General features: G+C 44.5%; 14 protein-coding genes. 12 read left to right on the top strand and 2 right to left on the bottom strand.

The genetic code is table 11. From position 1 onward, the window contains the following. The first annotated feature begins 249 nt into the window (after positions 1-249). The 5 genes from petB (at position 250) to V7L05_RS24830 (ending at position 4,880) form a co-directional block, all read left to right on the top strand. Positions 250-897 (top strand): cytochrome b6, encoded by a 648-nt coding sequence (gene petB / locus V7L05_RS24850; protein ID WP_334828689.1) that lies wholly within the window; start codon positions 250-252, stop codon positions 895-897. A 260-nt stretch (positions 898-1,157) separates the two neighbouring features. Further along, positions 1,158-1,640 (top strand): cytochrome b6-f complex subunit IV, encoded by a 483-nt coding sequence (gene petD, locus V7L05_RS24845; protein ID WP_292771259.1) that lies wholly within the window; start codon positions 1,158-1,160, stop codon positions 1,638-1,640. Between the two features lie 643 nt (positions 1,641-2,283). Next, entirely contained in the window at positions 2,284-2,727 is a 444-nt protein-coding gene (locus V7L05_RS24840) for an ATP-binding protein (RefSeq protein WP_334944163.1), read from the top strand. 541 nt (positions 2,728-3,268) lie between these two features. Beyond that, complete coding sequence (locus V7L05_RS24835; protein ID WP_335168025.1) at positions 3,269-4,450, top strand: glycosyltransferase; 1,182 nt, start codon at positions 3,269-3,271, stop codon at positions 4,448-4,450. Positions 4,451-4,508: 58 nt separating this feature from the next. Then, complete coding sequence (locus tag V7L05_RS24830; protein WP_335168024.1) at positions 4,509-4,880, top strand: hypothetical protein; 372 nt, start codon at positions 4,509-4,511, stop codon at positions 4,878-4,880. Between the two features lie 168 nt (positions 4,881-5,048). On the opposite strand, the gene V7L05_RS24825 is transcribed toward V7L05_RS24830, so the two are convergent. Both V7L05_RS24825 and V7L05_RS24820 read right to left on the bottom strand, forming a co-directional pair. After that, positions 5,049-5,348: a hypothetical protein gene (locus V7L05_RS24825; RefSeq protein ID WP_335168022.1), complete on the bottom strand. Its 300-nt coding sequence runs from the start codon at positions 5,346-5,348 to the stop codon at positions 5,049-5,051. A gap of 31 nt (positions 5,349-5,379) precedes the next feature. Then, a complete protein-coding gene (locus tag V7L05_RS24820; RefSeq protein ID WP_335168020.1) occupies positions 5,380-5,811 on the bottom strand; it encodes a hypothetical protein in 432 nt (143 codons plus the stop codon). A 295-nt stretch (positions 5,812-6,106) separates the two neighbouring features. Here V7L05_RS24820 and V7L05_RS24815 point away from each other — a divergent pair, with 295 nt between their 5' ends. The 7 genes from V7L05_RS24815 to ruvX all read left to right on the top strand — a co-directional run bounded on the left by V7L05_RS24815 (position 6,107) and on the right by ruvX (position 11,721). After that, positions 6,107-6,448 (top strand): hypothetical protein, encoded by a 342-nt coding sequence (locus V7L05_RS24815; RefSeq protein ID WP_335168018.1) that lies wholly within the window; start codon positions 6,107-6,109, stop codon positions 6,446-6,448. 185 nt (positions 6,449-6,633) lie between these two features. Beyond that, positions 6,634-8,775 carry a pentapeptide repeat-containing protein gene (locus tag V7L05_RS24810; protein WP_335168017.1) on the top strand — a complete coding sequence of 714 codons (2,142 nt, stop codon included), beginning with the start codon at positions 6,634-6,636 and terminating at the stop codon, positions 8,773-8,775. A gap of 6 nt (positions 8,776-8,781) precedes the next feature. Further along, the gene (locus V7L05_RS24805; protein ID WP_335168015.1) at positions 8,782-8,916 is read left to right on the top strand and encodes a hypothetical protein; all 135 of its coding nucleotides are present in this window, start codon (positions 8,782-8,784) and stop codon (positions 8,914-8,916) included. Positions 8,917-8,939: 23 nt separating this feature from the next. After that, the gene (locus tag V7L05_RS24800; RefSeq protein WP_335168013.1) at positions 8,940-9,431 is read left to right on the top strand and encodes a hypothetical protein; all 492 of its coding nucleotides are present in this window, start codon (positions 8,940-8,942) and stop codon (positions 9,429-9,431) included. 144 nt (positions 9,432-9,575) lie between these two features. Beyond that, positions 9,576-9,782 carry a hypothetical protein gene (locus tag V7L05_RS24795; RefSeq protein WP_094352643.1) on the top strand — a complete coding sequence of 69 codons (207 nt, stop codon included), beginning with the start codon at positions 9,576-9,578 and terminating at the stop codon, positions 9,780-9,782. A 204-nt stretch (positions 9,783-9,986) separates the two neighbouring features. Continuing rightward, positions 9,987-11,243: a GNAT family N-acetyltransferase gene (locus V7L05_RS24790; RefSeq protein ID WP_335168012.1), complete on the top strand. Its 1,257-nt coding sequence runs from the start codon at positions 9,987-9,989 to the stop codon at positions 11,241-11,243. A gap of 1 nt (position 11,244) precedes the next feature. After that, positions 11,245-11,721 (top strand): Holliday junction resolvase RuvX, encoded by a 477-nt coding sequence (gene ruvX / locus V7L05_RS24785; RefSeq protein WP_335168010.1) that lies wholly within the window; start codon positions 11,245-11,247, stop codon positions 11,719-11,721. Positions 11,722-11,769: the final 48 nt, after the last annotated feature.

The raw sequence follows: 11,769 nt of genomic DNA, 5'->3' as shown, positions 1-11,769 counted from the left end.
GCAATATATTCCATCTTTACAGAGTGTAAAGTTTCTGAAGTCTCTTAGCACGCCAAAAGCTGACAAGCAAAAAAACTCCCCTTTACTAAAATCCCAAAATTGCTAATTGGGAGAGAAGTCTGAGCGACAGTGAGACAGCGTTGCAGGAGGGTTTCCCTCCGCAGGCGACTGTGAACCCGAAAGGGCTTTTGCCGATTCAGAACTTCGGGATTTATCAACCGCAACCGACTTTTAGGAACTTGAGATTGTATGGCCAACGTTTACGACTGGTTTGAGGAACGCCTAGAAATTGAGGCGCTCGCTGAAGATGTCACTAGCAAGTACGTCCCTCCCCACGTCAATATATTTTACTGCTTGGGTGGAATTACCCTAGTTTGCTTTCTCATCCAGTTTGCCACTGGATTTGCCATGACGTTCTACTACAGACCAACAGTAGCTGAAGCTTTCTCCTCAGTGCAGTACATCATGACTGAAGTCAGCTTCGGTTGGCTAATTCGCTCCATCCATCGCTGGTCTGCCAGCATGATGGTATTGATGATGATTTTGCACACCTTCCGGGTTTACCTGACTGGTGGTTTCAAAAAGCCCCGCGAATTGACCTGGATAAGTGGTGTCATCCTGGCTGTGATTACCGTTTCCTTTGGAGTCACCGGCTACTCCCTACCTTGGGATCAAATTGGCTACTGGGCTGTGAAAATCGTTAGCGGCGTACCAGAAGCTATTCCCGTGGTTGGCGTTCTCATCTCCGACCTGCTGCGCGGCGGTTCAAGTGTTGGTCAAGCAACACTAACTCGATATTACAGCGCCCACACCTTTGTGCTGCCTTGGTTGATTGCAGTCTTCATGCTGTTTCACTTCTTGATGATTCGCAAGCAAGGCATTTCCGGTCCTTTGTAATCTTAGCTATTAGCGAAAGGTAACATTTGTCAGTTTTCAGATGAAGTTGTTTGTTTTAAACTTATGAAACACAAGAAATTAATTGTACATAAGTTCCAAAAAACAAACACTTTGTATCTGAAGCCGAAAGCTGTAAAGACCCTCCAGGCAGCTGACTGTAAATAGACAAACGCTATTTGCCGCTTTTGCTAGGGTTGCCTAGTAGCTGATAGCTTTCACAAATGCTTTAATTTAACTTAAGCAGGAGAGCACATTTCAAAATGTCAACACAAAAAAAACCTGACCTGAGCGATCCTCAGTTAAGAGCCAAACTCGCTAAAGGCATGGGTCACAACTACTATGGTGAACCCGCTTGGCCTAATGACCTACTTTACGTATTTCCAATCGTGATCATGGGTTCCTTCGCGGCGATTGTGGCTCTAGCTGTATTAGATCCCGCGATGAACGGTGAACCAGCAAATCCTTTCGCCACACCATTGGAAATTTTGCCAGAATGGTACTTATATCCAGTCTTTCAGATTTTGCGATCGCTTCCTAATAAACTTTTAGGAGTGTTAGCAATGGGTTCAGTACCAGTCGGGCTGATTCTCATTCCTTTTATTGAGAACGTCAATAAATTTCAAAACCCTTTCCGCCGTCCAGTTGCAACCACAGTATTCCTCTTTGGTACCCTTGTCACCCTGTGGCTGGGTATTGGTGCTGCCTTGCCATTGGATAAATCTTTGACCTTGGGACTATTCTAAATTAGTCACCAAAAAGTGCTTTGACGCCTGTGAGTTTCAAGAGCAGATGCAGATGTGCTTTTGAAAAAAATCAACAGGCGTCAATTTTAACAGGAAAGAATTCAGGAGTCGGAATTCAGGAGTCAGAATTCAGGAGTCAGAATTGAGAATTGAATTCTGAACGAAAAAGCGGATAGCGCAGCAGTAGCGAGTATTCGAGCTTTGCGTCTAAATAAACGGATTTAAGTTACCACTAAATAGCTTTCTTTAGTGGTTAATAAGACAGTAGTAACTGAGCTTGCGTCGTACCCCTACGGGGAAGCAAGCTACGCGTAGCGTCTCTAAGAGTTGGGTCGAAGTATGGGTCTGAATCCCCCATTCATTGATTACATTCTGAATTCTGTATTCTGAATTCTTCTTGAAGTTTTGGATTGAAAAGCTATTCCAAAATCTCAAATCACTAAAAGTCAACAAATACAAACATTTTTCACTTACTTAACGTAAGTTGCTAGTTACAACCCTCGAAATGCCAAAATGGTTCATGTTTTGTATTTTGGTACACAAAATATGTCAATTGAGATTTTTCTATGTCAGAGAAATTTTGCGAATAGTGCAAAATTTAATAACTAGTAACTTGGGTTTATTTATATTCAAGTCACAGTTAATTCTTAGCATAGTGCAGCAAGATCATCTGAGGGTTAAGAGCGAACTCAGTCTCCTAAATCAGGTGCAAGAATGGTTCGAGCAATTTTGTCTGCAACATTTGTCTCAACTTGGCTGGTCAAAAACCCAACTTGATCGCCTCAATTTAGCATTAGCAGAAGGCTTTACCAACGCTGTTCGTCATGCTCATCATGCTTTACCCCCGGAAACAATCATTGAGATTAATGTTTATCTCTGGATTGACCGACTAGAGATTAGAATTTGGGATTATGGAAAACCTTTCAATCCTGATGCGATCGCAGAACCAGCCCCAGGTACTCTACAAGTAGGCGGGTATGGATGGTTTCTCCTGCGGCGGTTGGCTGACCGTGTTGTATACGAACGTGGTGCGGATGGTAGAAATTGCCTGCTCATCGTCAAATACTCTGTAGAAACACAAAAATAAAAGTGAAACAGTCAAGGGTAAAGGAAGGTAAGAATACTTCTGATGCCAATTTTACGGTTTTGAGCGCAGGCAAAGCGTAGGGAACGAGTACCAGCAGCGTGCGAGGGCTTGTCTTCTCTACAAAAGACTGGGCATAGCTTGTTTATACTTAGGAGTATGAAAAACAAAACTTCTCCGATGGTCGCCGCTACGCGTAGCTTCCCCGTAGGGGTACGGTTATTTTGCCCAAAGTTGAGCCACTCACTTCAAAACAGAAGGATGAGCCAAAGGTGTCTCTGATCAAATATATAGTTATTTGATTGACAAGAGTATACTCTTTTTTCAATATTGTTTGGATTGGAGTAATATGTTTTTTAGGTGAAATTGCTTATCTATTATTATGATTTTTGGTAAAGCTCTAAAGAATATTTTTGTCTAAAAAGAAGTGAGCTTTGAGGAACTTCTAGAAGAAATGGTAAAAGCAGATTGAGAACGGTTACAAAGCGGTGCCGCAGCTACGCCCGTCGTAGACATCGCGCCCTGACTGCGAGTATAATCTAATATGCTTATCACTACAGTGACAGAAAACCTCAAGTTAGGTAATAAAGTTAACAAAAAAACTAACCATGTCTTCGTGTTTTTAGAGATTTTTGCCCACGAAGGTGGTATTCAATCATATATAAAAGATATTTTTCGCGCCTATCTGGGATTGAGCCAACCCTACAAGGCAGAAGTCTTTTTGCTGCGAGATAGTCCTGATAGCTCAAATCCGTTTGAAGACGAGAACTTAAAATTTAATTACTTTAAAAATCAGTCTGCCCAAATAGGAAGACTGCAAATGGCAGCAGCTTTACTTAAGTGTCTGTTGCAAAGCCGTCCGCAGCAAGTTTTCTGCGGTCATATTAACTTAGCAGTATTAATCCAAACTCTTTGCCAGCCCTTGGGGATTCCTTACACCGTGCTAACTTACGGTAAAGAAGTCTGGGAACCGCTCAAAAATCAACAACGTCGCGCCCTGACATCAGCAGCTGGAATTTGGGCAATTAGTCGCTACAGCCGCGATCGCGCTTGTGTTGCTAATAGTCTAAACCCGGAAATGGTACAGATGATGCCTTGTGCAATTGATGGGGATAAATTTACTCCTGGTTCCAAGCAGCCAGAATTAGTCCACAAGTATGGCTTAAGTGGTGCTAAGGTGTTAATGACCGTAGCGCGGTTATGGTCAGGGGATATTTACAAGGGTGTAGATATCACGATTCGGGCATTATCACAAATCGCTCAGGTTTTCCCAGAAGTGAAATATTTGGTAATTGGTCGCGGTGATGACCAACCGCGATTAGCTGAACTTGCAAAAAATTTAAGTGTGAGCGATCGCGTCGTCTTTGCTGGTTTCGTTGCCACAGAAGAATTAATCGAACATTACCGCCTTGCTGATGCCTATATTATGCCTTCGCAAGAAGGCTTTGGCATTGTTTATCTGGAAGCAATGGCTTGTGGAGTGCCGGTATTATCCGGTGACGATGATGGGTCAGCTGATCCCTTGCAGGATGGTAAACTGGGATGGCGGGTACCACATCGCAATTTTGATGCTGTAGCAGCCGCTTGTATAGAAATGCTTCAAGGGGATGACCAGCGCTGTGATGGAAAGTGGCTGCGAGAACAAGCGATCGCGCTGTTTGGCATAAATACCTTCCAACAGCACTTGCAAAAAATACTTCTATCCTCAGTAATCAAGTCCAAATGACAAATGACCAATGACTAAAATCGCTATCCTAGAAGGAGAGCAGGACGACATTTAAAAAATGAGCTTTAAGTCATTTCAATTGAATCTTTTAAATCTCCGCCCTTGGCTCACCCTGCTGGCAGTTATTTGGTTACTGGCATCACTGGGCTTGGGTTGGTTGGTTAATTCGTTGCTAATTATTTTCGGGTTGCTGTTGTTGGCACCCATTGTGGCTTTTTTTGGCTTTCGTTGGTGGCTGCAACGCAACTTGGTTGCTGATCAGTGTCCCGTCTGTGGATATGAATTTACAGGTTTAAATAACAGTCAGTTGCAGTGTCCTAACTGTGGGGAGTCACTGTTAGTACAAAATAGTCATTTTCAGCGTTTCACACCAGAAGGCACAATTGATATCACTGCTGTCGAAGTTCCAGCCCAATCACTGGAAGATTAGTCACACAATTTTGGATTTTAGATTTTAGATTGACCCTAGCAATCAAGTCACTAGCTCTGTCATTTAATTTTGGATTTTAGATTTGTTTCACGTAGCTTGCTTCTCGCGGAGCAAGTATAAATTCGTTTGCTCGTAACCCTTTTTAAATTTTAGGCTTCGCCGTGAGCCTCAGCCGAACGGTTTTGAATCTTCAATCCCTTCTCCCAAGGGGAGACGCTGCGCGTAGCAAGATCCCGTTCGCCCCTGGCGTCCCGTAGGGAAGGGTACGGGTTGGTGCAGTCGCTCATGGGGGAAAACCTCCAAGACCCTTACGGGTGATGCCTCCGGCACGCCAAGGGCGAACGCCAGTCGCTTCTCCCAAGGGGAGACGCTGCGCGAACAACTCGGCAAAGCCGCCCAACGCACTGGCTCACCGCGCTGCTTCACCAAAATCCAAAATTTAAAATCTAAAATTCGGTTATTGGTCATTAGTTATTAGCAAAAGACCAATGACTAATGATTATTTATTTTTTTGCGAGATTGAGAGGGTGTAGCTATACTTTCGTTGGGATAGTTCGCCCACATACAGCGAGTATTTTCCTGCCTGCCAGAAACCAGATTGTTCTGACTTACCTCCAGAGTAACTATCTGCTAGTACACAAAAGCGACCCCCAGGCCCGTCGATCAATAGCGTTGGCTTACCTTCACTCTCTACTGTTAATCGCAAATAAGGTAGTGACTCTGTAACCTGGATAACTTGACTAGGTTCAGTGCTAATATTGCCACAATTACTTTTGACAGTTCCCCCAGACTTTCCGTTCAAAATCAATGGATCTGGTTGGAAATTCCGATTAATTTTGATCTCTGGTGTCTGTGCCAAATTAGCCTCAGTGAAAACCAAACTCATCGCCAAAGCTGTGGGAACAATTGCAAGTAGCCTAAGCGTCTTCATCTTAATTAATGCTCCAGATTTGTTTGAGAGCAATATTGTTATACAGTAGTAATTTAATTGACGACAGCAATCCATCTTGGTTCCAAAAGCTGCCGTATAAAGTAATACTATTCAGTTAAGGATTGTTTGTGAAGATTTCAGTTGTATAGAAACCATCAATCGTGCAAATTATCTATTTACAGATAGAGCGCGAGGCTTCTATCGGAACAAGCTAAAATCACTAAGACAACCACCAAAAAGAGAATTTGGTTGATCTGTTGTTGAATAAGTGACTTAGCTGAGGTAAAAAAGATTGATGAATCCTCAACCAGAAGAAGACTTACAGCGTCGCCTCAATAAGTTAGAGGCAGAGATTAATTCCTCACCTGGAGTGGTTCCCCAACCACAAGAACAAAAACAAACGTCTCAGTCTGTTTTTGCCAACTTTAACTTGCAACTGGAGCGATTTCAGATTTGGTTCAACAGCTTATCTGGGGTAAAAAAGCTGGTAGTTTCGGGTGTGACGGTGCTAGTGGGCTTGGCGATGCTGCAAACAGTGTTTAAACTGGTTGCATCTGTAATTACTCTGGCACTTTTGGCAGTGTTAGTGTATGTTGGATACAAATTTTTTGTGTCTGGTAGCTTTCAACGTAAGTAATAAGTTGATATGCCTTTACTTTGCACTCTGCCCGGAGTTATGAGAGTCAGGAGCCAGAATACAAACGGCTCCTGACTTATGTCTCCTAAATTCTATTTCAAGATGCTTTTGTTTTTGCCGATTAGCTTAGTCTATTTTAATTGTGCCGATCGCGGCGTAGAAATAATATCGAAGGGAATTATGCGATGACGACACCAATTGTCAGGAGAAGTACTAATCAATCTCGTCAGTCAAAAGAACCGGAAAAAGCCAAGTCGTTGTTGCTAGCAAGTAGGCGTTTTGCAGCTTGGGCGGCTGAAATCACACTAGTGGTTACTAGTGGGTTGATTCCCTTCGGCATTGGTGTCTATGCCAATTCTAGAAGCGATCTCAACCGAGTACCCCTTAACCCCGTGCTGGTAGTAACCCAAAGAGCGATCGCCAGACCCCTGGCTCTGCCTGTGAGCTATGGCATCCCTAACGTCGCATGGCCGACTAATATTTTATGGACAATCGCCCTGTTAGCGCCTGTAACTCTCTCGTGGTGGCAATTGTATTTACTGGCTAAGACTGGTAGCACAATTCCTAAACGTTGGTTAAAACTGCGGGTTGTCAACGAGTCAGGGACACCGCCCGGTTTGGGGGCAGTTGTGATTAGAGAAGGAGTTGGGCGTTGGACTGTACCCATTTCCATCGCTTATCTGCTGTGGCGCTACAGCTTTGCTTTTCCGAATTTAGGATTATTCACATTTTTGTCTTTGTTAATGATTGTGGGTGAAGGGATCGGCTTACCGTCGCGCCAGGGACGTCGCGCACTGCACGATCAACTTGCAGGTACTTATACAATAGATGGACTCTTAGCTAGCAACAAACAAGTTCAGTCTGCTGACGGTAACGATCAAGCAGAAGAATGGCAGGAGGGAAATGAAGAATTAGCAGTACCTCAAACCAACCAGTCGCCTAATCTGTGGCGGCGGATACAGGAAAATCCTAATCTTACCTTGTTTGGGGTAGGGCTTACGAGTATGACTGCTGTGTTGGCAACTTTAATCGGCACTCAAGTTTATATCCAAATTCAACAATCTCAGCGAGCAACTAAGCAAATCAACAGCCAACAGTTTCTCGAACTCGTTAAACAATTGAGTCCCAACTCTAGGGCGACTAATAAGGAGCGTGAAACTGCAATTTTAGCTATGGGTGGTCTTGATGACCCACAATCGATTAAATTTCTGGCGGATCTCTTGGTTAGCGAAACCAACCCTAGCCTTTTGGATACAATTCAACAAGCTTTGACAACTGTCGGGCCGAAAGCCATCCCCGAATTAAAAAATAAGAATCAGTTTTTGGTGGGTGAACTGGAGACTGTGGGTAGCACTGCAACCCAAGAGCGGGAATTGCAGCAAGGGCGGCTACAAAGAAACCAGAAGACGATTAACAAGATTCTCTCTGTTTACAGTGGTAAAATCGAGGGCGTTGATCTGAGTCGCACCCAATTAGGTCAAAGCGGTACTCCAGGAAGTTCCTTTTTTAACTTGGTATTAGACAACGTTGATTTATCAGGAGTTAAGTTAAAATCTGCAAATCTTAACCAAGCCAGTTTGAAGGGTAGCCGCTTTCGGGGTGTGGGTGAAGATGGACGCTGGGATACTTATGACGATGCGATCGCTGATTTAAGTCAAGCTCAGTTGCAGCAAGCCAATCTGACTGATGCTAACCTCAGTCGCGTCTTGATGAACCGTACTGATTTGAGCCGCGCCACTCTCAACAGAGCCAACTTATCCAACGCGCGTCTATTTGACGCTAAACTCAACAGCACTCAACTAGTAGGAGCCGATCTGCGGAACGCAGTCTTGGAAAGAGCCAGCTTGACTGGAGCGGATTTGGGCGACGCCAACTTGACTGATGCTAATCTGTACGCCGCGCGTTTAGGTCGTGTCAGTGCTATAGGAACGCAATTATCCTTTGCCAACTTAACTAACACTGATTGGCAAGGGGCAGATTTATCAGGAGCCTATTTGGATCGTGCTAATCTCAGCAATGCTAACCTGGGCGCCACTCGTCTAACTGGTGCTGTTTTGCGTTCTGCCCAGATGGAAAACGTTAATTTGCAAAATGCCGACCTGAGTCTTGCAGATTTACGAGGAGCAAATGTCGCCGGAGCCGATTTTAAGGGGGCAATTCTCGCCCCTACCAAACAAGATCCAGCAGATCAATTTGTCCAAACCCCAGATTTAGGCTCAGTATCTGCCGTAGTCCAAGGGGTTGATTTTTCTCAAGCCAAAAATTTAGATTCCAAGCAATTAGCATACATTTGTACTCAAGGAGGGATTCATCCGCGTTGCCCGTAGAATTAGATGGGGGCATGGGGCATGGGAGATGAGGGGGATGAGGGAGCAGGGGGAAAATTCCTCTCCTCTGCACGCTTCCTTCTGCACCTCTGCCTCTTCTCAATGCCCAATGCCCAATGCCCAATGCCCAATGACAAATGACAAATTGGTGTGAGGAGTCGGTTATGAAGTATATTCCATATTTGGTTTCAGTTTTAGGGGCTGGTTTGGTCTTGAGTCTGGTGAGTACTAAACCAGCGCAAGCTCAAGTAGCCTATGGCAGTTATATCGGTATAGGCCCCGCTATTGGTATTACCGATGGTATCCAACTCGGAGGGGTGATAGCGGGACGCTACAAGCTCTTGGAAGCACCAATTTCACTCCGCGCCCAAGTGTTAATTGGTAATAATACGGCAGTTGTACCAACGGTTTCCTACGATTTCCCCCTCAACTGGCAAGCTGATGCCTACCTGGGTGCTGGGTTGGTGTTGGCTGGTGGTGGTGGATCTTCTCCTGTGGGTGACAAAATTAGTTTTGCTTTACAACCGGGAATTGATTATATGATTCCAAATAGCAATACTGTGCTTTTTGGCAACGCCATCATCGCTTTTGATGCCTACCGAGATAGCAGTGGTACAGCTATCTCCGTACAAGGTGGTATTGGTTTGAGATTTTAATGGGCAGATGAAAACCCGATAGCGATCGCTATCCCTAAGAAGCGTTAAACTTCATTGCAAATTCAGAAGTTAGTCCGAACAACGTGATAATTTTTGGTGATGAAGAGAAACAGCACAGGATTAACACAGGAGAACACAGTGGCAATGGAATCAAATTTATTAACGGATGCGGGCGCAGATGAAGTGAATCAAGATTTCAGTGAATATGTCGCCAACCTGCAACTTCACATGACTCTGCAAGCTCGCAATCTTGTTCCAACCCTGAAACAAACACTGGTAGATAGTCGCCACCAATTACTCCATCAAACCCAAGCCCACTTTGAAAAGCTCGTTTCTCGACAAGGGCTATAAATATATACAAATTTTAATCAAAATTCCCATAAAATAAAGGCAGATGTTGTTGGGTCAATGCCAATGGTGTTCTCACAAGGTCTGCTTTTTCGGCTTTTTTAAGCATTAAGTTACTCAAATCACCCTTTTGGCGCAATAGTAAAGAGCAGAAACTAGTTAAGATTATTGCAGCAGTCCCTTTGAAGAGCAGTTAGTTAAGGCTAAATGGCGGCTCGAATTAAAATGACTTCATTACTTCCCCGAAACCTCAGCGTTGTTATCCGACCAGTCCAATACCGGGATTTGGATGGGATTGAGCGCATAACTCAAGAGTCATTCGCAGCCCTTACTCCCAAGGGAGCAGGTTTTGCCATCAGCCAGATGCAAAGGCTGCGTCGCTGGTATGGATTACTCAAATTTTTGAGTTGGTTTCCTAACCCGCTACAGTATCGCCTTTGTGCCTACGTGGCAGAGCAAGGGCGGATGCTTCTAGGAATGATTCAAGTGTCACCGTTTAACCGGACACGCAGTACTTGGCGGATTGATCAAGTGCTGTTAGAGCGTGGTGTCGATAAACAAGGAATTGGCTCGCAACTTTTGCGTCATTGCTTTGAATCGATTTTGGAAGCTCGCACTTGGCTACTGGAAGTTAACATCAACGACATTGAGGCGCTGGCACTATATCGACAAAATGGATTCCAACGTCTGGCAGAAATGACGTACTGGGAAATTAGCCCAGAATTACTGGCTGAATTGGCACAAGCAGAGCCAGATTTGCCCAACCTCTTGCCAGTGAGTAATGCTGATGCCCAGTTACTATATCAGCTTGATACGGCATCGATGCCACCTTTGGTACGTCAGGTTTTTGACCGCAATACCCGCGACTTTAAAACCAGTTTGTTCGGCGCTTTAACTGATGCAGTGACGCAATGGCTGACGAAAACAGAAGTGGTGAGTGGTTACGTATTTGAACCCCAACGCAAAGCTGCGATCGGCTATTTTCAGGTGCAACTTGACCGTAAGGGTGAAGTTCCCCATGTTGCAACGCTGACGGTTCATCCTGCTTACACCTGGCTGTATCCAGAATTATTATCTCAACTGGCTCGCATTGCTCAAGATTTTCCCCAGCAAGGTTTGCAACTAGCTTCCTCAGACTATCAGGCAGAGCGAGAAGAGTATTTGGAGCGAATTGGAGGAAAACGCATAGAACATACATTAGTTATGTCTCGCTCTGTGTGGCACAAGCTACGGGAGTCTAAATTCGTCTCCTTAGAAGGGATTCAGTGGACTGATATGCTACAAGGTTTACAACCGTCACGTAAACCTATACCAGGTGGGATGTCATGGATACAACCACCAAAGTTGCCATCTTCAGAGAAACCGTTGCAAAGCTTGTCAGAACCGATTAACTTTTCGGGAAAAAACCCTAACATAGAACCATCGCCGATTCCTGAATCAGCAGATGCACAGCAGGAGAATTAGTGTGATATCCCAAGAGCAAGCAAAACCGTTTATTTCAGCGTTGGGACTAGATTTTGGTCGCAAGCGGATTGGTATTGCCGGGTGCGATCGCACGGGTTTAATTGCCACGGGAATCACTACAATTGAACGCACATCTTTTGAGCAGGATGTCGAGCAAATCCGACAAATAGTTAATGAACGTGAGGTGCAAGTTCTAGTTATGGGCTTGCCTTATTCAATGGATGGCTCACTAGGATTTCAGGCACGTCAAGTTCAGAAATTTACAACAAGACTTGCTAGAGCGCTGAAACTGCCTGTGGAATATATGGATGAGCGATTAACTTCATTTCAAGCAGAGCAACTGCTGATAGCTGAGAATCGCTCCCCGTCACGCCATAAAGGTTTGATTGACCGCAAAGCAGCCGCTTTGATTTTGCAACAATGGCTGGATGTTAAGCGTGCCAGTTCCCGCAGTTCAGTGGCGGCTATTGAATATTGATACCTTTTAACATGATATTCTGAAAACGATTAGCCAGCAGTTGTATCT

The organism is Nostoc sp., from assembly GCF_036917755.1.
Taxonomy (GTDB): Bacteria; Cyanobacteriota; Cyanobacteriia; order Cyanobacteriales; family Nostocaceae; genus Nostoc.
This window is presented reverse-complemented; position numbering and strand designations above follow the sequence as displayed.

Excerpts from the sequence above, each read along its gene's own strand:
- V7L05_RS24815 (WP_335168018.1), top strand. The coding sequence starts at position 6,107 with ATGAATCCTCAACCAGAAGAAGACTTACAGCGTCGCCTCAATAAGTTA.
- V7L05_RS24790 (WP_335168012.1), top strand. The coding sequence starts at position 9,987 with ATGGCGGCTCGAATTAAAATGACTTCATTACTTCCCCGAAACCTCAGC.
- petB (WP_334828689.1), top strand. The coding sequence starts at position 250 with ATGGCCAACGTTTACGACTGGTTTGAGGAACGCCTAGAAATTGAGGCG.
- V7L05_RS24820 (WP_335168020.1), bottom strand. The coding sequence starts at position 5,811 with ATGAAGACGCTTAGGCTACTTGCAATTGTTCCCACAGCTTTGGCGATG.
- V7L05_RS24825 (WP_335168022.1), bottom strand. The coding sequence starts at position 5,348 with ATGACCAATAACCGAATTTTAGATTTTAAATTTTGGATTTTGGTGAAG.
- V7L05_RS24800 (WP_335168013.1), top strand. The coding sequence starts at position 8,940 with ATGAAGTATATTCCATATTTGGTTTCAGTTTTAGGGGCTGGTTTGGTC.
- V7L05_RS24835 (WP_335168025.1), top strand. The coding sequence starts at position 3,269 with ATGCTTATCACTACAGTGACAGAAAACCTCAAGTTAGGTAATAAAGTT.
- V7L05_RS24830 (WP_335168024.1), top strand. The coding sequence starts at position 4,509 with ATGAGCTTTAAGTCATTTCAATTGAATCTTTTAAATCTCCGCCCTTGG.
- petD (WP_292771259.1), top strand. The coding sequence starts at position 1,158 with ATGTCAACACAAAAAAAACCTGACCTGAGCGATCCTCAGTTAAGAGCC.
- V7L05_RS24795 (WP_094352643.1), top strand. The coding sequence starts at position 9,576 with ATGGAATCAAATTTATTAACGGATGCGGGCGCAGATGAAGTGAATCAA.
- V7L05_RS24810 (WP_335168017.1), top strand. The coding sequence starts at position 6,634 with ATGACGACACCAATTGTCAGGAGAAGTACTAATCAATCTCGTCAGTCA.
- V7L05_RS24805 (WP_335168015.1), top strand. The coding sequence starts at position 8,782 with ATGGGGGCATGGGGCATGGGAGATGAGGGGGATGAGGGAGCAGGGGGA.